At 71.8% G+C, this 22,302-nt stretch carries 19 protein-coding genes and 6 pseudogenes; 13 read left to right on the forward strand and 12 right to left on the reverse strand.

What is annotated here, in order from left to right:
- The first annotated feature begins 76 nt into the window (after positions 1 to 76).
- The 3 genes from ABZV31_RS08465 to ABZV31_RS08475 are packed head-to-tail and all read left to right on the forward strand — an operon-like array spanning position 77 to position 3,438.
- Positions 77 to 487, forward strand: a complete 411-nt coding sequence (locus tag ABZV31_RS08465; protein WP_355889868.1) for a hypothetical protein — start codon at positions 77 to 79, stop codon at positions 485 to 487.
- Positions 488 to 536: 49 nt separating this feature from the next.
- The gene (locus tag ABZV31_RS08470; protein WP_355889871.1) at positions 537 to 2,876 is read left to right on the forward strand and encodes an FHA domain-containing protein; all 2,340 of its coding nucleotides are present in this window, start codon (positions 537 to 539) and stop codon (positions 2,874 to 2,876) included.
- 13 nt (positions 2,877 to 2,889) lie between these two features.
- Entirely contained in the window at positions 2,890 to 3,438 is a 549-nt protein-coding gene (locus ABZV31_RS08475) for a hypothetical protein (protein WP_355889874.1), read from the forward strand.
- Between the two features lie 143 nt (positions 3,439 to 3,581).
- Here the strand turns inward: ABZV31_RS08475 and ABZV31_RS08480 are convergent, their stop codons facing one another.
- The gene (locus ABZV31_RS08480) at positions 3,582 to 4,763 is read right to left on the reverse strand and encodes a streptophobe family protein (protein ID WP_355890099.1); all 1,182 of its coding nucleotides are present in this window, start codon (positions 4,761 to 4,763) and stop codon (positions 3,582 to 3,584) included.
- Between the two features lie 391 nt (positions 4,764 to 5,154).
- Between ABZV31_RS08480 and ABZV31_RS08485 the strand changes: the two genes are divergently transcribed.
- Together ABZV31_RS08485 and ABZV31_RS08490 are read left to right on the forward strand one after the other, a co-directional pair.
- Positions 5,155 to 6,432, forward strand: a complete 1,278-nt coding sequence (locus ABZV31_RS08485) for a DUF6777 domain-containing protein (RefSeq protein WP_355889877.1) — start codon at positions 5,155 to 5,157, stop codon at positions 6,430 to 6,432.
- Between the two features lie 105 nt (positions 6,433 to 6,537).
- Complete coding sequence (locus tag ABZV31_RS08490; RefSeq protein WP_355889880.1) at positions 6,538 to 6,993, forward strand: ATP-binding protein; 456 nt, start codon at positions 6,538 to 6,540, stop codon at positions 6,991 to 6,993.
- Positions 6,994 to 7,042: 49 nt separating this feature from the next.
- On the opposite strand, the pseudogene ABZV31_RS08495 reads toward ABZV31_RS08490, so the two are convergent.
- The 4 genes and pseudogenes from ABZV31_RS08495 to ABZV31_RS08510 form a co-directional block, all read right to left on the reverse strand.
- Positions 7,043 to 7,688: pseudogene (locus ABZV31_RS08495) on the reverse strand (SigB/SigF/SigG family RNA polymerase sigma factor); the annotation flags it as partial.
- Between the two features lie 13 nt (positions 7,689 to 7,701).
- Positions 7,702 to 7,920: pseudogene (locus tag ABZV31_RS08500) on the reverse strand (ATP-dependent Clp protease proteolytic subunit); the annotation flags it as partial.
- A gap of 1 nt (position 7,921) precedes the next feature.
- Positions 7,922 to 8,565 (reverse strand): annotated as a pseudogene (locus ABZV31_RS08505) (ATP-dependent Clp protease proteolytic subunit).
- Positions 8,566 to 8,675: 110 nt separating this feature from the next.
- A complete protein-coding gene (locus ABZV31_RS08510; protein WP_355889882.1) occupies positions 8,676 to 9,878 on the reverse strand; it encodes an epoxide hydrolase family protein in 1,203 nt (400 codons plus the stop codon).
- 122 nt (positions 9,879 to 10,000) lie between these two features.
- Between ABZV31_RS08510 and ABZV31_RS08515 the strand changes: the two genes are divergently transcribed.
- On the forward strand, positions 10,001 to 10,483 hold the full coding sequence (locus tag ABZV31_RS08515) for a VOC family protein (RefSeq protein ID WP_355889885.1): 483 nt from the start codon (positions 10,001 to 10,003) through the stop codon (positions 10,481 to 10,483).
- A gap of 530 nt (positions 10,484 to 11,013) precedes the next feature.
- Here the strand turns inward: ABZV31_RS08515 and ABZV31_RS08520 are convergent.
- The gene (locus ABZV31_RS08520; protein ID WP_355890102.1) at positions 11,014 to 12,021 is read right to left on the reverse strand and encodes a zinc-binding alcohol dehydrogenase family protein; all 1,008 of its coding nucleotides are present in this window, start codon (positions 12,019 to 12,021) and stop codon (positions 11,014 to 11,016) included.
- A gap of 156 nt (positions 12,022 to 12,177) precedes the next feature.
- Between ABZV31_RS08520 and ABZV31_RS08525 the strand changes: the two genes are divergently transcribed.
- Positions 12,178 to 12,975 carry a VOC family protein gene (locus tag ABZV31_RS08525; protein WP_355889887.1) on the forward strand — a complete coding sequence of 266 codons (798 nt, stop codon included), beginning with the start codon at positions 12,178 to 12,180 and terminating at the stop codon, positions 12,973 to 12,975.
- Between the two features lie 30 nt (positions 12,976 to 13,005).
- Positions 13,006 to 13,713: a ribonuclease H gene (locus tag ABZV31_RS08530; protein ID WP_355889890.1), complete on the forward strand. Its 708-nt coding sequence runs from the start codon at positions 13,006 to 13,008 to the stop codon at positions 13,711 to 13,713.
- 23 nt (positions 13,714 to 13,736) lie between these two features.
- On the opposite strand, the pseudogene ABZV31_RS08535 reads toward ABZV31_RS08530, so the two are convergent.
- The 4 genes and pseudogenes from ABZV31_RS08535 to ABZV31_RS08550 form a co-directional block, all read right to left on the reverse strand.
- A pseudogene (locus ABZV31_RS08535) lies at positions 13,737 to 13,916 on the reverse strand (NAD(P)/FAD-dependent oxidoreductase); the annotation flags it as partial.
- Between the two features lies 1 nt (position 13,917).
- A pseudogene (locus tag ABZV31_RS08540) lies at positions 13,918 to 14,390 on the reverse strand (SRPBCC family protein).
- 84 nt (positions 14,391 to 14,474) lie between these two features.
- On the reverse strand, positions 14,475 to 15,299 hold the full coding sequence (locus ABZV31_RS08545) for a tyrosinase family protein (RefSeq protein ID WP_355889893.1): 825 nt from the start codon (positions 15,297 to 15,299) through the stop codon (positions 14,475 to 14,477).
- 32 nt (positions 15,300 to 15,331) lie between these two features.
- A complete protein-coding gene (locus ABZV31_RS08550; protein WP_355889895.1) occupies positions 15,332 to 15,706 on the reverse strand; it encodes a tyrosinase cofactor in 375 nt (124 codons plus the stop codon).
- 350 nt (positions 15,707 to 16,056) lie between these two features.
- On the opposite strand from ABZV31_RS08550, the gene ABZV31_RS08555 reads away from it, so the two are divergent.
- The 4 genes from ABZV31_RS08555 to ABZV31_RS08570 all read left to right on the forward strand — a co-directional run bounded on the left by ABZV31_RS08555 (position 16,057) and on the right by ABZV31_RS08570 (position 20,588).
- On the forward strand, positions 16,057 to 17,307 hold the full coding sequence (locus ABZV31_RS08555; RefSeq protein ID WP_355889897.1) for an FAD-dependent monooxygenase: 1,251 nt from the start codon (positions 16,057 to 16,059) through the stop codon (positions 17,305 to 17,307).
- Positions 17,308 to 17,354: 47 nt separating this feature from the next.
- Entirely contained in the window at positions 17,355 to 18,848 is a 1,494-nt protein-coding gene (locus ABZV31_RS08560; protein WP_355889900.1) for an MFS transporter, read from the forward strand.
- The gene (locus ABZV31_RS08565) at positions 18,845 to 19,522 is read left to right on the forward strand and encodes a TetR family transcriptional regulator (protein ID WP_355889903.1); all 678 of its coding nucleotides are present in this window, start codon (positions 18,845 to 18,847) and stop codon (positions 19,520 to 19,522) included. The genes ABZV31_RS08560 and ABZV31_RS08565 overlap by 4 nt, the downstream gene beginning before the upstream one ends.
- Positions 19,523 to 19,604: 82 nt before the next feature.
- Positions 19,605 to 20,588, forward strand: coding sequence for an aldo/keto reductase (locus ABZV31_RS08570; protein ID WP_355889905.1), 984 nt, complete (start codon positions 19,605 to 19,607; stop codon positions 20,586 to 20,588).
- A gap of 14 nt (positions 20,589 to 20,602) precedes the next feature.
- On the opposite strand, the gene ABZV31_RS08575 is transcribed toward ABZV31_RS08570, so the two are convergent.
- A complete protein-coding gene (locus ABZV31_RS08575) occupies positions 20,603 to 20,947 on the reverse strand; it encodes a hypothetical protein (RefSeq protein ID WP_355889908.1) in 345 nt (114 codons plus the stop codon).
- A 255-nt stretch (positions 20,948 to 21,202) separates the two neighbouring features.
- Between ABZV31_RS08575 and ABZV31_RS08580 the strand changes: the two genes are divergently transcribed.
- Positions 21,203 to 21,628, forward strand: a complete 426-nt coding sequence (locus tag ABZV31_RS08580; protein ID WP_355890104.1) for a DUF6328 family protein — start codon at positions 21,203 to 21,205, stop codon at positions 21,626 to 21,628.
- On the opposite strand, the pseudogene ABZV31_RS08585 reads toward ABZV31_RS08580, so the two are convergent.
- Positions 21,626 to 22,247: pseudogene (locus ABZV31_RS08585) on the reverse strand (DUF2238 domain-containing protein); the annotation flags it as partial. The gene ABZV31_RS08580 and the pseudogene ABZV31_RS08585 overlap by 3 nt on opposite strands.
- Positions 22,248 to 22,302 lie beyond the last annotated feature (55 nt).

Consider the following 22,302-nt stretch of genomic DNA (forward strand, 5'->3'; position numbering starts at 1 on the left):
GGATGCTTCACCGCACAGGAACCGCACGGAGAGCGAGGCACGACCGGCAGACGAACCACGCGACGGGGGAGGAGCAGTGCACGACGAATTCCTGTGCCATGTCACCGCGTACGGCATGTGCGACGGCCGCCGCATCGGGGTACCGCTCGGCACCTACCGGGCGCCCACCCTGGCTCTTGCCCTGTGGTGGCTGCGCGACCGGGCCTCCTGGATCGCCGAACGGCTCGACCCCGCGCCGGCGAGCCCGCACTTTCCGCCGCGCGCGCTCGTCCCGGTACCGGACACCGTGCCCGACGTGCCCGGCATCCTGCGTGCCTGGTGCGCCGACGTGGCCCAACAGGAAATCGTGGCCTACGAGTTGACCGAGGGGCGGCTGGTGCGGATCGCCGCCGACGACGACACCACCGAGTACGAGCTGCTCGCGGAGTCCGTGGACGCGCTGCGCATGCAGCGGACCATCCCGGCGCTCGTCCTGCCGCTGGTCTGACGGCCGCGCCGGTCGGGCGCACATATGGACGAATCGATAGAATTCTGACATGGCTGAGCGGCCGGTCGCGCCGACTGCACCCGAGCTCGTCCTCGAAATGGAGACGGGCTCGACGGTGATGAGTCCGGGCCGCGACTACCACGTCGGACGCAACCCGCTGAGCGACGTCGTCCTGGACGACTCCCGGGTCTCCTGGCACCACGCGGTGCTGCGCCCGGAGGACGGCCACTGGACGCTCCACGACGACAACAGCACCAACGGCACCTACGCCGACGGCCGCCGCATCCACGACTGCGGCGTCCGGCCGGACAGCGTGATCCGCTTCGGCAACCCGGTCGACGGACCGCGCGCACTCCTCGTCAGCCGCCCGGCACCGGCACCCGACCGCCCGTCCGCGGTCTCCATGCCCGCCCAGACCAGAACCTTCCGGCGGCCCACCTCCGTGCGGCCGCTGCCCGTCCGTGTCATCCGCATCGGCCGCAGCGCCGACAACGACCTCGTCGTGGACGACCTGGTCGTCTCCCGCCGGCACGCCGAACTGCACGCCCGCCCCGACGGAACGTACGAAATCGTCGACCTCGGCAGCCACAACGGCACGTTCCTCAACGGCCGGCCCGTCAGCCGGGCCGTGGTCGGCCCCCGCGACATCGTCGGCATCGGCCACTCGGCGTTCTGCCTCGTCGGCGACGAACTCCAGGAGTACGTCGACACCGGCGAGGTCTCCCTCGACGTCCAGGACATCACGGTCACCGTCGACCGCGGCCGGAAGGTCCTGCTCGACCACGTGTCCTTCCCGGTGGGGGAGAAGTGCCTGCTCGCAGTCGTCGGGCCCAGCGGCGCCGGGAAGTCGACGCTGCTGGGCGCCCTGACCGGGCAGCGGCCCGCCGAGCACGGCACGGTCCTGTACGACGGCCGCGACCTCTACCGCGACTACGCCGAACTGCGCCAGCGCATCGGCCTGGTCCCGCAGGACGACATCCTGCACGCCCAGCTGACCGTGCGCAGCGCGCTCACGTACGCCGCCGAGCTGCGCTTCCCGCAGGACACCTCGTCGGCCGAGCGTCGGACCCGCGTCGACGAGGTGGTGCAGGAGCTGGGCCTGCAGGAGCGTGTCCAGCAGCCGGTGCACAGCCTGTCCGGCGGACAGCGCAAGCGGGTGAGCGTGGCCCTGGAACTGCTCACCAAGCCCTCCCTGCTCTTCCTCGACGAGCCGACCTCCGGCCTCGACCCCGGCATGGAGCGCTCGGTGATGCGCATGCTGCGCGGCCTGGCCGACGACGGCCGCACCGTCGTCGTCGTCACCCACAGCGTCCTCAGCCTCGACGTCTGCGACCGTCTGCTCGTCCTCGCGCCTGGCGGGAAGGTCGCCTATTACGGGCCGCCCGACGACGCCCTCGGCTTCTTCGGCTTCGAGCAGTGGCCGGAGGCCTTCGAGGCGTTCGAGGGCGACCGCGAGCGGGACTGGGCGGGGACGTACCGGGACTCGCCGCTGCACAGCCAGTACGTCGTGGATTCCACCGCGCAGCCGCACCTGCCGCGCTCCGGACCGGTCGCCGCGACCCCGCCGCCGAAACCGCGCGGCTGGGTCACCCAGCTCGGCACGCTGGTGCGCCGCTACACCGCCGTGATCGGCGCCGACCGCACCTTCCTCGCCACCATGATCGCGCTGCCGTTCCTCACGGGCGTGATGGCCCGGGCGGTCGCCGGCAGCAGACTCACCCCGCTGACCGCCATGAACGTGCTGCTCATCCTGTGCGTGGGCGGCATGCTGACGGGCGCGGCCAACGCCGTGCGCGAACTTGTGAAGGAACGCGTGATCTACCAGCGTGAGCGGGCCGTCGGCCTGCCCAGATCGGCGTACCTCGTCTCCAAGGTCATCGTTTTGGGGGCGATCACGGTGTTGCAGGCGGTGGTGCTCACCCTCGTGGGCCTGCTCGGCGTCGACCTCAACACCCCCGGCGGCAAGGGTGTGTTGCTGCCGTCCCTGATCGAAATCATCCTCGCGGTGGCCCTGCTGGCCTTCACGGCGATGCTGCTCGGCCTGCTGGTCTCCGCGCTGGTGCGCAAGGAGGAGGTGACGATGCCGCTGCTGGTGCTGCTGACCGTCGTCCAAGTCGACTTCTGCGGGGCCCTGGTGAAGCTGCACGGCGTGCCCGGCCTGGACCAGATGTCCTGGCTGGTGCCCTCGCGGTGGGCGCTGAGCGCGATGGCCGGTACCGTCGATCTGGCCCGGATCGTGCCCAGCGACCTGACCGCCGACCCGCTGTTCCGACACGCGCCGCAGGTGTGGCTGCGCAACCTGCTCGTGCTGGTGGTGCTGTCGGTCGGCTTCGGTTACGGGGTCTCCCGGCTGCTGCGCCGCCATGAACCCGCCGTCATGCGGAAGTGAGGGTGGCGCCACGATGACGAGCCCCGGTTTCCGGCCCACCCACATCGTGCCCCAGGACGGGTTGCCCGCCTGGGAGGCCCCGGACCCCGACCGGCCCACCGCGCCTCTCGACCCGCTGCTGCCCGTGCAGCTCCTCGAACGGCGCGGCGACTGGGGAAACATCCTGTGCGCCAACGGCTGGTCCGCCTGGGTCGACGGCCGCCGCCTGGTCGCCGTCCCGCGGGACCCGCCCGTCGCCGACGGGCCGCCCGACCGTACGGCGGACCCGCGCCCGCTGCTCGCCCGCGCCGAAGAGGCACTGGCGCGCTACCGGGCCGCCGTGGAGGAGCTGGCCGACGGCGGCCTCGACGGAGAGTCCTTCCGCAGTCGTACGCGGGAGCTGCGGATCGGCGTCGTCGTCGACGGCGAGTCGGTGTGGCTGTACGACGCCGAGCAGGGGCGGTGGGTGTACGGGGACGGAACGCGGCTGACCACGTACGCGGCCGACGAGGCACCACAGGCCGCCGCCGGACCTTCCGACCACACCCCGACCCGCGTCGTCACGCCGAACGGAGAGCCCTGACACAGCACGATCCGAGCCGGTCCTCGGGCCGGCCGGCGCCACCGACAGGGGCGGTGGACGGTGCCGCCCGGCACGAGGAGCGCCACGCAGGGTGCCCTCCTGTCGCCGGCCGAGCGCACCCGCTCCTGGCGACGGGCCGGCCGCTAACCGTGTGGGACCTCGCCTCGCCGGCGCACCCGCTGGGCCGACAGAGCCCCCAGGAAGCCGGTGACCAGGCCCCACAGCACGGCCAGGCCGAGCGCGCTCCACAGCCGGGGCCTGAGCAGCAACTCCCCGGACAGACCGCCGCCCACGTCGCCAAGGCCGAGCAGGGAGAGCCCGTAATGGGCGGAGATCCGGCCCACGAGACAGATCATCAGCACCGTCAGCGCCAGGGCGACGGCCATGCGGAGGGCGTGCTGCCGGGGGCGCACCCGCGCCGGTGAGCGTGCCGCCATCAGGAACGCGGTGGCCAGCAGCAGCACCGTGTCGACGACCACCAGCCACCACACCGTGCCGTCGTGCTCGGCGAGCGTGCGCAGATTGAGCGTGGAGACGTCCCGGGTGCGCAGCACCTCGTCGAGCAGGTGCGGTACGGGCAGTCCGAACGGGCCGTCCACCCGGCCGTTCCAGGTGGCTCCCAAACCGATCGTGAGGGCCGGCCAGGCCAGGTTCGGCAGACCGAGCAGGATCAAGGCGAAGGTCTCGGCAGGATGTCCGCGCGTCGCCGCCGTGACAAGCGCGACGACGAGGCCCACGACGACGTACGCGAGCAGCAGAACGACCATGGCGTACGCCGCCGGACGCACCGAAGCCTGGAACCGCAGCAGCCGCGACGGCAGTGGCGCCCCGCGCGCCACCAGCAGGGCCAGCACCAGCACGCCCGCCAGCCACAGCAGCCCGAAGACCACGGTCAGCGGCACCTGGGTGGTGAAGCCGACCTTGGGCGAGGCGTTGAAGAGGTCGCCGATGTCGCCGAGCACCCCGTTGCCGAGGTCGATGGCGAAGGTCTGGCGGGCCCCGAGCGCCAGACCGACGAGGCCCAGCAGCCACAGCACGGCGATCCGGGCGGCCCACCCGGCCAGTTCCCGCACGCTGGTCACCGCCCGGTGCCGAAGCGGCCGCAGGAAGCCCGTGGCGATGACGAGCGCCCCGACGAGCGTGACCGACAGCGGGATCACCGTGATGCCGGCGTGCGTCTCGGCGAGGGCGCCTGCGTTCCCCGAGAGCTCGACGGTCCCGCCGACCGCCGTCACCACGGTCGCGGCGACGGCCCGGGGGAAAGCCCGGTCGGGGAGGTAAGCGGACCCGGCGGCCCACAGCCCCAGCGCGGCGACCACGCCCATGGCGATCAGCCCGGCCAGCGCCGTGGCGACAGCCTGCGCCCAGCCGTGGGGGGCGGTCGGCGGGGCGGAGGGGCTTGGGATCACGCTGCCACGCTAAGCAGCGCCGCAGCGCCGCGCCCGCCGGGAGGTCCGTCCGCGTCCGCTTGCGAGCGGTACGGGACCGGAGCACACAATGGTCATGTTCGGGAAATGCGGCAGTAGTTAGTTCATACGCCGCAAAATGCCGACATCGGGAGCGCTTGTGAGTGTGGAACCGCCGGCCTCCGGCCGCCCCACCGGACCGCCTTCCGGCCCCCTGTCGGGCCCGCCCTCCCAGCCGCCTTCGGGCCCGCCCACCCAGCCTTCGGGCGGGGGCGATGCCGACGAACCAGAGCCTCGCCGCCACTTGTGGTTGTCGGTACCCCGGGTCGCGGTGCTCGCCGCCGTGGTGGTGGCCGCCGTGGTGGTGGCCGTCGTCCTCACCAACTCCGGCGGTGGCTCCAAGGCCCAGGGCGAGGTCTTCCTCCAGCCCGCGGCCGAGACGGGCCCCGATCCCTTCACGGAGTCGTCCGCGACGAACACCTCCCCCTCGTCGGCAGCGCCTGCCCACTCGGCATCGCCGACATCTCCCGGCCAGTCGGCATCACCGACCTTGTCCGCCTCGACAGCCCCGGCTCCACGGTCGACGGCGCCGAACGCCGTGCGCGGCATCGAGGGCGGGGCACCCGGCCTCTACAGCGGCACCCAGAAGGTCTCCAGCTGCAACGTGGAGAAGCAGGTCAAGTACTACCAGGCGAGTCCGGCCCGGAACAGCGCGTTCGCCGCCTCCGTGGGCGTCCGCCCGTCCGACGTCCCCGCGTACCTGCGCTCGCTCACGCCCGTACAGCTGCGGATGGACACACGCGTCACCAATCACGGCTACCGCAACGGATCCACCACCAGCTACCAGGCCGTCCTGCAGGCGGGGACGGCCGTCCTCGTGGACAGCCACGGGGTGCCCCGGACCCGGTGCGCCTGCGGCAACCCGCTGGCGCCGCCGGTCGCCCAGCGGACCGCGCCCCGGTACGTCGGCCCGAAGTGGTCGTCGTACCGTCCCCAGAACGTCGTCGTGGTCACGCCCGCCCCGCAGATCGTCAAGGCGTTCGTCGTCTTCGACCCCCACCACGACAAGTGGTTCGCCCGCTACCCCGGCGACACGGGCCACAAGGACCACTGGACGCGGCCGCCGGAGCACCCGCCCGTCCCGAGCGTGAGCGTCACACTGCCCACCACGACGGCCCCCGGCACGCCGACACCGTGCGTGAGCGGAAAGCCGGCGCTTTGCACGCCATCGGCGTCCACGACTTCGCCGTCTTCGTCGTCGTCCAAGACTTCGCCGTCCTCGCCGTCCCCGTCCAAGACTTCCCCGTCCCCGTCCCCGTCCCCGTCGTCGTCGTCGAGCGTGCCGTCCTCGTCGTCGTCCGTGGCGCCCCCGACCTCCGGGCCGCCGTCCTCCGAGCCCGCGACCTCTCAGCCGCCGTACTCCGAATCCTTGGGCTCCCAGTCCGTGCCCACCTCCGAAGCCCCGCCCACCTCTGCGGCTCCGCCCACCTCCGCAGCTCCGCCCACCTCCGCCCCGGCCGAGACGCTTTCCCAGCCGGCGTCCACCCCCAGCGCCCCGGAATCCCCCGCGACGGAACCGGCGTCCTGACGCGGTCCGAGGCGAGGCCGCTCGGCGGGGACTGCCGGGCGCGGCCCGGGGTACGAGCACAAGTGCAGCAGCGACCGGTCAGACCGGCTTCCGAGAGACACACGCATGAGCGAGCACCTGGACGGGGCAGTGATACCGACTGGTTTCGACGTTCCCGTGGAACCGCTTCGGCGGGCGGCGCACTACACCGGTGAACCCGGATGCATAGCCGAGGCGCGGTCCTTGGCCGCGTGCTTCCTCGAACAGCTCAGGACCGAGTGGTGCGCCGAGATCGACGGCCGAGCCGGCGAGGCACTGCTCCTGGTGGTGAGCGAACTGGTCACCAACGCGAACCGGCACAGCAACGGGCCGTACGTCCTGGAGCTGGAGGGCACGGACACCTCGGTGACCGTGTCCGTGTACGACAGCAGCGCCGCACTGCCCCGGCGGTTCCCCCGGGACCCGGAACGCGTGGGCCGGCACGGGCTGGAGATCGTGCACGCACTGGCGACGGACGTGACCGTCGAACGGGTGCCGGTCGGCAAGCGGGTGCGTGCCGTGGTGGATCTCGGGCGCGGCTGATTCCGCGGACTGCGGACTGGGCGGCACCCGCGCGCCGGGGGCGCGTCCGTCAGGCGCGGCCGAGCTCGCCCAGCATGCCCTGAAGCAGTTGCGTGATGATGCGTTTGATCAGGCGGGAGACGTGCATCTGCGAGCAGCCGAGCCGTTCGCGATCTCTGCCTGGGTGGCCTCCTCCACGAACCTGAGGTGGATGACTGCCGATCGCGTTCGCTGAGTTCGGCCACGAGCGGCGCGAGGGAGTGGAAGTCCTCGACGAGCCTGATCCCGGTCTCCTCCACGCCGATGAAGTCGGAGAGTACCGCCTCGCCGTCCTCGGGGCCGTCACCGGTGAGGGCGGCGTCGAGCGACGCGGAGTTGTAGCCGTTGGACGCGATCTGCGCCTCGACGACCTCGTCCTCGGAGAGGTTCATCAGGGTGGCGAGCTCGGCGACGGTCGGCTCCCGGTCCAGGCGGCTGGAGAGTTCCTCGCGGGCCCTGGCCAGCTCCACGCGCAGTTCCTGCAGCCGCCGCGGCACGTGCACCGCCCAGGTCGTGTCGCGGAAGAACCGCTTGATCTTGCCGACGATGTAGGGCAGCGCGAACGAGGTGAACTCCACCTCGCGGGACAGCTCGAACCGGTCGATGGCCTTGATCAGGCCGATCATCCCGGTCTGGACGATGTCCTCCATGTCGTCGCCGCGGTTGCGGAACCGGCCCCATCAGCGACGTGAACGAGCCGCCGGGCGAGTTGATGTAGACCGCGATCTCGTGCTCCGGTGCCGCCGACTCCAGATGGAGGAGTTGCGCGATGACGACGTTGGCGACGCCGTCGTCGATCTCGGTGCCGAGAAAGATGATCCGCTCGTTGAGCAGCCGGCTGAAGACGTCGTAGGACCGCTCGCCCTGCGCGGTCCGTTCGATGACGTACGGAACCGTGTACGACCCCATGTCACAACCCCATCCGTCGGCGGGAGGCGGCCGGGCGGACGTCGCGAGCGACTCCAGGACCCGGTCCACCATCCCGTACTCCCTGGCCTGTTCGGCCGTGCACCAGCGGTCCCGGTCGCCGTCCCGCGAGATCGTCTCCTCGCTCTGCCCGGTGTGCTCGGCGGTGTTCCGCTCGATGGTCTTCTTGGCGAACTCCAGGTTCTCCGCCTGGATCTCGATGTCCGCGGTGGTGCCGCCGATCCCGGCCGACGGCTGGTGCATCATGATCCGCGCGTGGGGCAGCGCGAACCGCTTGCCGCGCGTGCCCACGGTGAGCAGGAACTGGCCCATGCTCGCGGCGAATCCCATCGCCAGCGTCGACACGTCGTTGGGGATGAGCCGCATCGTGTCGTAGATGGCGAGCCCCGCGGTGACGGAACCACCGGGGCTGTTGATGCAGAGGCTGATGTCGGTGCGCGGGTCCTCGGCCGACAGCAGGAGCAGCTGCGCGCACACACGGTTGGCCGACACCTCGTCGACCTGCGTGCCCAGGAAGACGATCCGCCGGGCGAGCAGTTGCGCGGCGAGGTGGTCGAAGCGGCTGGGTGGGCTCTCGCCTTCTTCCGCTCGGGGCGAGAGCCTGGCGAGTGGCGGCAGTGGGGTCATCGGGTCTCCCTGTCGTGGCACGGATGCCGTCGACCCCACTGTTGAGCGCGGGCGGTCGGACGATGCGGTTTCTCTGCCCGGGGCAGATTCGCCACGGGCAGAGCCCGTCCTCAGCCCTTCTCGCGCAGCTGCCGGAAGAACGCCCGTACGTCGTCGACCAGCAGGTCCGGCTCCTCCATCGCCGCGAAGTGCCCGCCCCGGTCGAACTCCGTCCAGCGCACGATGTTCTCCATGCGCTCCGCCTTGTGCCGCAGTGGGATCTGCGGCTCGGCCGGGAAGACGGCGAGGGCGGTCGGCGCGGTGGACGGCTCGGTGGCGGCGGCGGCCCGGCCCGAGGCGTGCGCCCGTTCGTAGTAGATCCGGGCGGAGGAGCCGGCGGTCCCGGTCAGCCAGTACAGCATCACGTCGGTGAGCAGCCGGTCCCGGTCGACGGCCTCCTCGGGCAGTTCCTCGCAGTCCGTCCACTCCCGGAACTTCTCGACGATCCAGGCGAGTTGACCGACGGGCGAGTCCGTGAGCGCGTACGCCAGGGTCTGCGGCCGGGTCGACTGGAGCACCGCGTATCCGGTCCCCTCCCGGGACCAGTCGCGCCAGCGGCGCCAGGAGGTCAGCGCGCGCCGCTGTTCCTCGGGGCTGAGCGCGGCCAGCTCCTCCGGCGTGGGCTCGGTGGCCGCCTGCGCCCCGGGCAGCAGGTTGAGGTGAACGCCGATCACCCGGTCGGGGTGGGCGCGGCCCAGCTCCCGGGAGATCGCCGCACCCCAGTCGCCGCCCTGCGCGCCGAACCGCTCGTAGCCGAGCCGCCGCATCAGCTCGGCCCAGGCGTCGGCGACCCGGCCCGCCTCCCAGCCCCGGTCCGGGGTGGGCCCGGACAGCCCGAATCCCGGGACGCTCGGTACCACGACATGGAACGCGTCGGCCGCATCACCGCCGTACGCGGCCGGGTCGGTCAGCGGGCCCACGACGTCGAGGAACTCGACGATCGACCCCGGCCACCCGTGGGTGATCACCAGCGGGGTGGCATCCGGCTCCGGGGAGCGGACATGGGCGAAGTGGACGTCGGCCCCGTCGATCGTGGTCGTGAACTGGGGCCACTCGTTCAGCCGTGCTTCGGCCGCACGCCAGTCGTACTCGTGCCGCCAGTACCGTACGAGCTCGCGCAGATAGTCCCCGGGAACGCCGTAGTCCCATCCGACGCCGGGCAGCTCGTCCGGCCACCGGGTGCGGTCAAGGCGGTCGTGCAGGTCGTCGAGGTCGCTCTGGGGGATCGCGAGACGGAAGGGCCGGATGTCGCCCGCGGGCGATGACGTCGTCATGACCGGGATGCTAGTTCGGGGCCCTCGGAGCGCCCCACGGATTAATCCGCGGCCCGACCGATGACTTTCGCGGCGCGGACCGGTCGACACTGATGACCGCGTCCCCGCTCCAGGAGGTGCCCATGGCCACCGAAGGTTTCACCACGTATCTCTGGTTCGACGGCCAGGCCGAGGAGGCCGCCCACTACTACGTCTCGATCTTCAAGAACTCCAGCATCGGGCGGATCGGCCGCTACACCGAGGCCGGGCCGGGCCCCGCAGGCTCCGTGATCGCCGTCGACTTCACGGCCAACGGCCACAAGTTCGTCGCGCTGAACGGCGGCCCCCAGTTCAAGTTCAACGAGGCGATCTCCTCCCAGATCTACTGCGACAACCAGGAGGAGGTCGACCACTACTGGAACAAGCTCACCGAGAACGGTGGTGAGCCCGGCCCCTGCGGCTGGCTCAAGGACAAGTACGGCGTGTCCTGGCAGGTCATCCCTAACGGGCTCATCGACATGATCGGCGACCCGGACCCCGAGAAGGCGGCCCGCACCACCCGGGCGATGCTCTCGATGAGCAAGCTCGACATCGCCGCCCTGGAGAAGGCGTACGCGGGCGAGTAGGGGTGGACGGTCACGGCCGGCCCACCCCCTCCGGGCGAACCGGCCGCGCGGCTGGGCGGACGCCGCAGGCGCCGCGACCTCGTCGGCGCCCAGCCTCCTGCCGTACACCCGGACGTCGTCCACCGCCCCCTTGGGGGGCGCTCGTGTACGTGGCCCGCAGGCCCTTGCCGAGCTCCTGCCCGAGCACGTTCCGGCTCCGCCAGCGAGTCCCCGAGGTACAGCACCGTGGGCGTGGGCACCTCTGCCGGGGCGTCGCTCGGGGCGTCGCTAGGCGAGGCGTGGGCCTGCTGCCGCGTGGCGGCGACCGACGCGCCCGGCACGGAGGGAGAGGGCGGCGACGCCTCGGGCCCGTCCGCCGGATCCCCGCACGCGCCGAGCAGCACCCCGGCCGGCAGCACTCCCACGATCCACCGCTTCCGCATACGGCAACTCCCGCCCCGGCCACCGAAACGGCTCCCCAGGCAAGCACAGCCGGACACGAGGGGGAAGACACGCGTCGGTCAGCCGTGGCTCCCGTACGTCGAAGCCGCTCAGGAAACGTCGTTCACCAACACCGCCGCCCCGTCGAATCGGCCGGCCTTGAGGTCCTTCAGCGCCTGCTGGGCCTGCGACAGCGGATACGTGTGCGTGGTGGCGCGTACGCCGTGCCGGGCGGCCAGCGCGAGGAACTCCCGGCCGTCCTCGCGGGTGTTCGAGGTGACGCTGCGCACCTCCTTCTCGTAGAACAGCTCGCTCTCGTAGTGCAGCGGCGGGGTGTCGCTCAGGTGGATCCCGGCGATCGACAGGACGCCCCCGCGGTCCAGGGCCCGCAGCGCGACCGGCACCAGGTCCCCCACGGGGGCGAACAGGATCGCGCTGTCCAGGGGCTCCGGCGGCTGGGCGTACGCGTCCCCGGCCGACGCGGCGCCCAGGTCCAGGGCGAGTCGCTGCGCGGCCGCACCGCGGGTCAGGACGTGCACGGTGGCCCGCTCGGCGTACGCCACCTGCGCGCACAGATGGGCGCTGCCCCCGAACCCGTACAGCCCGAGCCGCCCGCCCGGCGGCAGCGACGCCCGCCGCAGCGCGCGGTAGCCGATGATGCCCGCGCACAGCAGCGGCGCGAGCGCGACGTCGTCCACCTCGCCGGGCAGCCGGTAGACGAAGGCGGCCGGGACGGTCGTGTACTCGGCGTAGCCGCCGTCGGCGTCCCAGCCGGTGTACCGCGAGGCCGGGCACAGGTTCTCCGCGCCGCGCATGCAGTACGCACAGGTGCCGTCGGTGTGACGCAGCCAGGCCACGCCCACCCGCTCGCCGAGTTCGAAGCCGTGCACCGCGGGCCCGAACCCCGCGACCACGCCGACCACCTCGTGGCCGGGCGTGACACCGGGCCGGTGCACCGGCAGGTCGCCCTCGGTGACGTGCAGGTCGGTGCGGCACACCCCGCACGCCCGCACGTGCACGAGCAGCTCGTCGTCCCCGGGCACCGGGACGGGCTTCTCGACGAACCGTAGGGGGTCCTCCTCGACCGGTCGCGGCCCGGTCACCGTCCATGCCCGCATCGTCGTGCCGCCCGCCATACCGCGCCCCGTCCGCCGAAGTCCGCCCGTGTCCGCCCTCCAGTCTGGAACAAGGTGCCGCATCCGGCGCGCGGCCCGACCGGGGGGTGACTAGCGTGAAGATTCGGACCACCCACCGAGCGGGAGAGGGTCGCAGCCATGGCGGTACAACCTGAGGGAACCCCCTGTTGGGCCGACGCGATGTTCAGCGACGTCGAGGGAGCCAAGAGCTTCTACGGCGACGTCCTCGGCTGGACCTTCGGCGAGGCGTCGTCGGAGTACGGCAACTACACCCAGGCCTACGTGGACGGCAAGGCGGTGGCCGCCGTCGTCCCGCCGATGCCCGGGCAGGAGGGGCAGTCGCAGTGGTGCCTGTACTTCGCCTCGCCGGACGCTGCCGCCACCGCCCGCAAGATCCGCGACAACGGCGGCGAGGTGCTGATGGAGCCGATGCAGGTCGGCGAGTTCGGCACGATGTGCCTGGCCCGTGAGCCCAGCGGCGCCGTCTTCGGCGTCTGGCAGGCAGGCACCCACGAGGGCTTCGAGGCGACCGGCGTGCCCGGCGCCTACTGCTGGGCCGAGGTCTTCACCCGCGAGCCCGAGAAGGCGGACGCGTTCTTCACCGCGGTGTTCGGGTACCGGGCGAAGCAGATCCAGGACGACGCGGTCGACTTCCGGATCTTCAACCTCGGCGGCGACAGCGTCCTGGGCCGGATGAGGATGACGGACGACTTCCCGCCCGAGGTGCCGCCGTACATCAACGTCTACTTCACCGTCGCCGACTGCGACGACGCCGTCGCCAAGGCGACCAAGCACGGCGGCGTCCTGCGGTTCGGCCCGATGGACAGCCCCTTCGGCCGGTTCGCGGCGCTCAGCGACCCGCAGGGCGCGAACTTCTCGGTGATCGACATCACGGCCACGCAGGGGGAGATGCCGCAGACCGAGGACGTCTCCTAGGCGGTGGCAGGGGGCCCACTCGGCCGTGGCATGATCGAAGCCATGCGTGAACGTGTGGTGGCCGCGTGCGACGGGGCTTCGAAGGGAAATCCCGGTCCGGCGGGCTGGGCATGGGTGGTCTCCGACGACGCCGGGACTCCGGCCCGCTGGGAGGCCGGTCCGCTCGGCACCGCCACCAACAACGTCGCCGAACTCACCGCGCTGGAGCGGCTGTTGGCGGCGACCGACCCGGACGTGCCGCTCGAGGTCCGGATGGACTCGCAGTACGCGATGAAGGCCGTCACCACCTGGCTGCCCGGCTGGAAGCGCAACGGCTGGAAGACGGCCGCCGGCAAACCGGTCGCCAACCAGGAACTGGTCGTGCGGATCGACGAACTGCTCGACGGCCGCTCGGTCGACTTCCGCTACGTACCCGCCCACCAGGTCGACGGCGACCCGCTCAACGACTTCGCCGACCGCGCCGCCAGCCAGGCCGCGACCGTGCAGCAGCCCGCGGGCAGCGCCCTGGGCTCGCCGGAGCCGCCGCCCGCGCCCGCCGCCCCGGCGTCCGCCGCGCCGCGCCGCCGCGCGAACGGGTCCACGGCGTCGCGGCAGCGCGGCGGCGGGGCGTCGTCCCGCACGATCAAGGCGAAGTTCCCCGGCCGCTGCGTGTGCGGCCGCTCCTATGCGGCCGGTGAGCCCATCGCCAAGAACGGGAAGGGCTGGGGCCACCCGGAGTGCCATACGGCGGCCGGATAGGGGCCCCGGGGCGGCGCGCGGCTGGGGCCGAGCGGCAGGCCGAAGCGGGACAGCGCCGGGTTCGGCTTGACGCCGGCCGTCCACACGATCGTGTTGGAGTCGACCTCGAGCCCGTTCTTGAGCACCACGTGGCCGTCGACGCAGGACTCCATGGAGGTGGAGAGGTAGACCTCGACGCCGCGGCCCTCGAGGTGCTCCTTGCCGTCACACGACCACGCCGCGTCGGCCCCCGGTCTCCGGGCCGCGCGTCTCGATGAACTTCTTGAAGCGCTCCAGGTCGCCCTTGGTCTGCCGCCTCACGAACCCGAGCTTGTCGCCGACGGTGTCGGTGATACCGCCCGGGTGGAAGTCCATCTGCAGCATCACCTTGGTGTGGTCGTCGTCGAGGCGATGGAAGGTGACCACACCCGCCTGGCGCGCCTCGCCGTCGACGGTGGTCCACGCCACCCGCTCGTCCGGGATCTGCTCGGTGATCTCGGCGTCGAACTCCCGGTGCACCCCGTTCACGTTGGTCACCCAGGGGGTGAGCCTGTCGGTGCGCTGCTCGATCCGCTCCACCCCGCTCATGAACTGGGAAAGGTCTCGAACTGCGTCCACTGGTTGTACGCCGTGTGCACCTGGTTGTACGCGGTGTGCACCGGGACGCCGACCTCGATGGATTCCTCGACAAGCGACACGGGTCCGTTCCTCCTCGTCTTCGTCGGACACGTCCGGCGCGGGTACCGCGCGACCTGCGGGACAAACCGGCCGCGGAGCGGGGCTCAGTCGGTGTCGAAGGCGTAGTGAGCGGTGTGGTCGAGCATGTCCGCCGGGGTGACGTCGCTCCACGGCTTCATGGTGTCGTGCAGGTCCACCACGTTCGGCGTACCGGCGGTCGGCAGGTAGCCGGCCCCCGGGTGCCGGCGCTGCCACTCGGCCCACAGCTTGTCGATGTAGGCGTGGTGCAGCCAGAACACCGGGTCGTTGGGGGAGACGCCGGTGGCCATCTGCCCGCCGACCCACACGTGGACCCGGTTGTGCAGATTGGCGCCGCGCCAGCCCTCGAGATGGTTGCGGAAGCCGTCGGAGGCGCTGTTCCAGGGTGCCGTGTCGTACGTCGCCATCGCCAGCACCGACTCGACCTCCGCCCGGGTCGGCAGCTCGCGGCCGCCGGCGCCGAGCGAGCGGCGCAGATAGGTGCGGTTGTCGACGCGCACCGTGAGGGGCCAGTTGCCGGTGGACGCGGCGAACGGGCCGTCCATCACCCGGCCGTCCACGCTGCGCCCGGTGCCGCCGAGGAAGTCGGGTGCCCACAGCGAGGCACGCGCGGTGCGGTTGGTGCTCCAGTCCCAGTAGGGCAGCGCGACCGAGGCGTCCACCGACTGCAGCGCCTGCTCGAACTCCAGGAGGAATCTGCGGTGCCAGGGCAGGAACGACGGTGAACGGTGGCCCGTTCGTTCGCCGTTGTCCGTGTCACCCATGATGAAGGCGTTGTGCGTCGTGACGAAGGCGTCGTAGCGGCCGCTGCGCTTGAGTTCCAGGACGGCGGCGACGAAGCGCCGCTTCTCGTCGGCGGTCAGGGTGGCCTGGTTCTTGCGGACGGTCATGTGCAGGTACTCCGGATGTACTTGAGGGGCGGTCAGTTGGCGGCGAACGGGACGAGCCGGGCGCCCTGCAGTTCGTCGACCGCGGCACGGGCGGCGGCTCGCGGGCTCGCGACCGGGTCGTAGTGGCTGACGACGCTGATCCAGCTGCCGTCGGCGTTCTGCATCACGTGCAGCTCCGCCCCGTCGACGAACACGGCGTAGCCCATGTCGTGGTGGTGACCGCCCCCGCTCGTCGGCCGGCCCTGTATGCGGCGGCCTTGGTAGACCTCGTCGAAGGGGTCGGGGGAGTCGTGGTGGTGCTCGTGTCCGGCGGCGGACGCGCCGGGTGCGACGACCGTCCGGGCGCCGGCGGCCGCGGCGAGGGCGGCGGTGACGGTGAGCGCGCGGCGACGGCTGAGTTCCGGCATACGGGACCTCCTGGGTGTGTTCGGGTGAGGACCCCGCATGCCTATCGGTCCATCGGAGAGTGGGAGAAATCGCCGGGAAGTGGTTGGCTCCGATCTGGACAATTAGCCACATGCCGTACAAGATTGAACAAAGATGATCTTGCTGTGAGGGGCGCCCGGAAGACTCCGGAAGGGGGAATTCCTCTCCCTGGCGAAGGTGTTTCGCGTGTTCTTTCGCTGAGCGCCGTGCCGGAGGTGGTGCCGCTCACGCAGGGAAACTGACGCGATCCGTGGGGTCGGAGGGGTGCCTGCGGCTCCTGCTACTCTGCGCTGTCAATTGACCACTTTCGGTAATTGTCAGGGGTGTGTGCGTGAAGGTCGCCTGTGTCGGCGGCGGGCCCGTCGGCCTGTATCTCTCGATCCTGCTCAAGCGGCAGGACCCCGCCCACGAAATCACCGTCCACGAGCGCAACCCGGAGGGCTCGACCTACGGCTGGGGCGTCACGTACTGGCGCGGACTGCTCGACAAGCTCCGGGCGCACGACCCCGAGACGGCGCGCGCGGTCGAGGCGCACTCGGTCCGCTGGAGCGACGGCGTCGCCCATGTCCGGGACCTGACGACCCGGCACCGCGGCGACGAGGGCTTCGGCATCGGCCGCCACCGGCTGCTGGAGATCCTCGCCGACCGGGCCCGGTCCCTCGACGTACGGCTGGAGTTCGAGCACGACGTCACCGCCGAGGACCTGCCGGCGGCCGACCTGGTGGTGGCCGCGGACGGCGTCCACAGCGCGCTGCGCGACCGTCACGCCGGCCACTTCGGCACTCGGGTGCGGCTCGGGCGCAACCACTACATCTGGCTCGGCACCACCAAGGTGTTCGACGCCTTCACCTTCGCCTTCATGGAGACCGACCACGGCTGGATCTGGTGCTACGGCTACGGATACGGCGACCGGCACAGCACCTGCGTCGTCGAGTGCTCCCCGCAGACCTTCACGGGCCTCGGCCTCGACCGAGTGGGTGAGGCCGACGGCCTGGCCCTGCTGGAGAAGCTGTTCGTCGACGTGCTGGACGGCCACCCCCTGATCGGGCGGCCCTCGGCCGACGGCAGCGCCCAGTGGCTGAACTTCCGCACCCTCACCAACCGGACGTGGTACCGGGACAACCTCGTCCTGCTCGGCGACGCCGCCCACACCACGCACTACTCCATCGGGGCGGGCACCACCCTCGCCCTGGAGGACGCGATCTGCATGGCCGGCGCCCTCCGCGAGCACGCCGCGCTCCCGCAGGCCCTCGCCGCCTACGAGCGGGAACGCACCTCTGCCCTGCTGTCCGTCCAGAGCGCGGCCCGCTACAGCGCCCAGTGGTACGAGAACCTGCCCCGCTACATCGGCCTGCCCCCGCACCGGATGTTCGCCCTGCTCGGCCAGCGGCACTCGCCGCTGCTGCCGTACGTCCCGCCCCAGCTGTACTACGGGATCGACAAGGCGGCCGGGCAGTTGGAGGTGCTGCGCAGGCTGAAGCGGTGGCTGGGGCCGAAGGTGGCGAAGACCGTGCATGCGCGGTCGCTGACCGCCCCGCAGGTGGACAGCGGACATGTTGGTGAACGGCCATTCACCCGATAAGGTGAATTGATATTCACCTGTCTTCCGTGCCGCCCGCTGGAGTGCCGATGGACCAGCCCGCCTCGATAGCCGACCCGCCCGGTGTGCGCGCCGGGCGGACCCGCAGGCGGGACGGGCTCACCATCCCGGTGCTGGCTTTCGGCGGCATCCTCATGGCCGTCATGCAGACGGTGGTCGTCCCGCTGCTGCCGGACCTGCCCCGGCTGACCGGCGCGTCGGCGGGCGCGGTCTCCTGGATGGTCACCGCGACCCTGCTGTCCGGCGCCGTCCTCACCCCGGTGCTCGGCCGCGCCGGCGACATGTACGGCAAGCGCCGGGTGCTGACGGCGGCCCTCGCCCTGATGACCGTGGGCTCGGTGATGTGTGCCCTGTCCTCCGACATCGGCGTGCTCATCGCGGCCCGCGCCCTGCAGGGTGCCGCCGCCTCCGTCGTACCGCTGTCGATCAGCATCCTGCGGGACGAGCTGCCGCCGGAGCGCCGGGGATCCGCGGTGGCGTTCATGAGCTCCACCGTCGGCATCGGCGCCGCCCTGGGGCTGCCGCTCGCCGCACTGGTCGTGCAGTACGCCGACTGGCACACCATGTTCTGGCTGACCAGTGCCCTCGGCGCTCTGGGTGTGACCGCGGTGTGGTGGGCGGTGAAGGAATCGCCCGTGCGGGAGCCGGGCCGGTTCGACGTGCTCGGCGCGCTCGGACTGGCCGCCGGGCTGGTGTGCCTGCTGCTGGCGGTGTCCCAGGGCGGGCAGTGGGGCTGGGGCAGCCCGCGGATCGGGGGCCTGTTCCTCGGCGCCGTTGTCGTCCTGGCCCTGTGGTGGCGGCAGCAGCTGCGCGCCGAACGGCCGCTGGTCGACCTGCGGCTGGTCACGCGGCCGAGGGTCGGCCTCTCCCATGTCGCCGCCCTGCTGACCGGTTTCGCCTTCTACGCCAACACCTTGGTCACGGCACAGCTGGTGCAGGCGCCGAAGGCCACCGGATACGGGCTCGGCCTGTCGATCGTCGCCACCGGCCTGTGCCTGCTGCCCGGCGGCGTCATCATGCTGCTGTTCTCGCCCGTCTCGGCCCGCATCTCGGCGGCCCGCGGCCCGCGGATCACGCTCGCCCTGGGGGCCGCGGTCATCGCGTGCGGCTATGCGGTGCGCATCGCCGACAGCCGTGACCTGTGGATGATCATCCTGGGTGCCGCCGTGGTGGCGACCGGCACCACCCTCGCCTACTCGGCGCTGCCCACCCTCATCCTGCGTGCCGTCCCGGCCGGGCAGACCGCGTCCGCCAACGGCGTCAACGTCCTCATGCGCACCATCGGCCAGGCCACCTCCAGCGCCGCCGTCGCCGCCGTCCTCGTGCACCACAGCAGCCTGGTCGGCGGCGCCCCGGTGCCCGCCCTGCACGGCTACCTGCTGGCGTTCGCGATGGCGGGCACCGTCGCCCTGGCCGCCTGCGCGGCGGCGCTGTCCATCCCGGGGGACGCCGCCTCCGGGGGCACGCGGCGCGCCCGCGGCCGCACCCGAGGCGCCCGGGACGAGGCGCTGGAGGGAGCATGAGTGCCGTGAGCACTCCACCCGGGACGTCGACGTCCGCACGGGCATCCGCGTCCGTGCCCGAAAGCGCCGCGTCCGTGCCCGAAGGCGCTGCCGGGCCCGCGCCCGAAAGTGCCGCCGCGTCCGCGCCCGGCCGCCGGGACGCCGAGGCGACCAAGGCGGCCATCCTCAAGGCGGCCCGGTATCTCCTGGCCCGGCACGCGCACGCCGACATCACGCTCAAGGGGGTCGCCGAACGCGCCGGAGTCAGCCCGCCGTTGATCCTGAAGTACTTCGGCACGAAGGACGCCCTCTTCGCCCGTGTCATGTCCTTCGAGAACGACGCGACCGGCCTGCTGGACGCCCCGCTGGACGACCTCGGCCGGCACATGGTCCGCCACGTGCTGGAAAGCCAGCGCGAGCGGGGCGCCGACCCCATCCTGAGGATCGTGTTCGCGCCCCTGCACGGCGCGCACGGCGACATCCTGCGCGCCAACTTCCGCGCCCAGGTGACCGACCGCCTCGCCGAGCGCCTCCCCGGCCCCGACGCGGACCTGCGGGCCGAACTGGCCGTCGGTACCCTGCTCGGCCTGGGCGTGATGTATGGGATCGCCCGCGGCCCCCGTGTGCGCGAGAGCGCGATCGACGACCTCGTGGAGCGGTACGCGCCCACCGTGCAGGCACACCTGACGCCTTGAGTGAAAACGCACAGGTAGCAGCCCGGAGAGCAGCCCGGAGGTGCGTTCCGCACAGGGACGCGACGGGTGACAGACTGACGGCATGGACGAACGTGAATTCGGCAGGTCGGGTCAGCACGCATCGGTCGTCGGGCTCGGCACCTGGCAACTGGGCGCCGACTGGGGCGACGTGGACGACAAGGAAGCCCTCGCCGTGCTGGAGGCGGCGGCCGAGTCGGGAGTGACCTTCTTCGACACGGCCGACGTCTACGGCGACGGGCGCAGCGAACAGACCATCGCCTCCTTCCTCAGCACCCGGCCCGACCTGCATGTGCTGGTCGCGACGAAGATGGGCCGGCGCGTCGAGCAGATTCCGGAGAACTACGTCCTGGACAACTTCCGCGCCTGGAACGACCGCTCCCGGCGCAACCTCGGCGTCGATCGCATCGACCTGGTGCAGTTGCACTGCCCGCCGACGCCCGTCTACTCCTCCGACGAGGTGTTCGACGCCCTGGACACCCTCGTGGAGGAGGGGCGGATCGCCGCGTACGGCGTCAGCGTGGAGACCTGCGCCGAGGCTCTGACGGCGATTGCCCGGCCGCATGTGGCCAGCGTCCAGATCATCCTCAACCCGTTCCGCATGAAGCCCCTGCGCGAGGTGCTTCCGGCCGCCCGGGAGGCGGGCGTCGGCATCATCGCCCGCGTCCCGCTCGCCTCCGGGCTGCTGTCGGGCAAGTACACCAAGGACACGGTCTTTCCTGCCAACGACCACCGCACCTTCAACCGGCACGGGGAGTCCTTCGACCAGGGCGAGACCTTCTCCGGCGTCGACTACGAGACCGGCATCGAGGCCGCGGCCGAGTTCGCCGCCCTCGCCCCCGAGGGGTACACGCCGGCCCAGTTGGCGCTGCGCTGGATCATCCAGCAGCCCGGCGTCACCACCGTCATCCCAGGTGCCCGCTCGCCCGAGCAGGCGCGCGCCAACGCGGCCGCCGCCAAGCTGCCCCCGCTGACCGACGAGACGCTCGAGGCCGTCCGGGACCTCTACGAGCGCCGGATCAAGGACCAGGTCGAGGACCGCTGGTAGGCCCCACGGGGCGGTCACGGCTCCAGGCGCAGCTGCCGTTCCTGCTCCTGGTCGCCGGGTGCGGCACCCTCGTCGTGTGCCGTGAAGGCGTGGGCCAGCTTGTCGCCGACCTTCCGCACGGCCTCCGGGGTGCCCTGGAGCGTGACCGTCACCGGCGCGGACAGCGGGCCGCCGTCGCGGGCGTCGCCGGGCGCCGGCTTCTCCGGCTCGCCGGAGAAGGTGGCCGTGCGGACGGTGGCCCCCTCGTCGGCAGGGAGCCCGTCCGGCGCCCCGAAGACCCCCTCCAGTGTCCTGACGACCGTCTGCGCGTCGGCGACTGTGCCGCCGCTGAGCGTCACCGTGAGCTGCGTGCCGGGCATCGGCCGGGACCTCCTCGAGTGGACTGCCTGGGTCGCGCGGTCCGTGTAACCGTCGTCGTAACCGTCGTCGTAACCGTCGTCGTAACCGTCGTCCGACCGCCCAAACAGCCGGTTGGCAGGACTCCGGCTTTTCGGGGAACTCGCGGGGACAGAGGGCTCAGGTGGCCGGAACTGGGAGGCAGCGTGACAGTCGGGGAAGACGGTGCGGACAGGCGTCGGGGACGCAACGAGACCGAGGAGGAGAGAGCCGACCGCATGTGGGTGGAGCTCATCCAGGAGGTCCGAGTGGCCCAGACGGGTGTGCAGATCCTCTTCGGCTTCCTGCTCACCGTCGTGTTCCAGCCGAAGTACGAAAGGCTGACCCACACGGACCAGGTCATCTACATCGTCACGGTCGTCCTGGGTGCCGCCACGACCGGTGCGCTCATCGGGCCGGTGTCCCTGCACCGCCTGGTCGCCGGGCGCCGGGTCAAGCCCCAGGCCGTGCGATGGGCCTCCCGGCTGACCTTCGTGGGCCTCGTGCTGCTGCTCGCCACGATGACCGCGTCACTGCTGCTGATCCTCAGGGTGGCCACGCACGACGGCTACCTGCCCTGGCTGGTCGCGGTGGTGGTCGCCTGGTACCTGATGTGTTGGTTCGCGCTGCCCCTGTGGATTCGGCGCCGGTACACCTCCCGCTGAGGCGAGGGCGGCGAGCCGGCGGTCGTGCGCACGGCCGAGCACGAGCACCGAGGCGACGGCGCCGATCAGGGCGCAGAACATGTCCCACTGGGTGTCCCACACGTCGCCCTGCGTGTCCCACACGTCGCCCTGCGGGGCGAGGAACGCGTCCGCTCCGTGCCCGCCGATCAGCGCCGCCGCCCACTCCAGCAGCTCGAAGAACGCGCTGAAGGCGAGGCAGGCGCACACCGTCAGCGGGGCCAGGCAGCGGCTGCCGCGCAGGGGTGAGGTGCGCACGAGCAGCTCCCGCACGAGGTGCCCGAAACGGTCGTAGGGGTTGCGGTCCAGGCCGAAGGTGTCGCGGACCCCTATCGCCCACGGGCACCTCGGCATAGGTGTAGTGGCCGCCCACCGCCAGCATCAGCGCGTGCGCCGCCAGCAGGCAGCACAGCAGGTCCGTCAGCGGGAAGCGCCGCCGGAGCAGGACGACCAGCGGCAGCCCGACGAGCATCCACACCGTCTCCAGCAGCCAGGTCGTGCGGTCGCGCGGGGCCCACGCCGAGACGGCCATGCCGGCGACCACCGCCCCGGCCGGGAGGGCGGGCAGGACACGGCGCGGGGCGGGGTGCACAGCGGGCATGGCGGGGCTCCTTGTCGTGGGAGCCCCATCGTGGCGGAGCGCCACGTCGACGGCA

It is taken from the genome of Streptomyces sp. NPDC005202 (genome assembly GCF_040608235.1).
GTDB lineage: Bacteria > Actinomycetota > Actinomycetes > Streptomycetales > Streptomycetaceae > Streptomyces.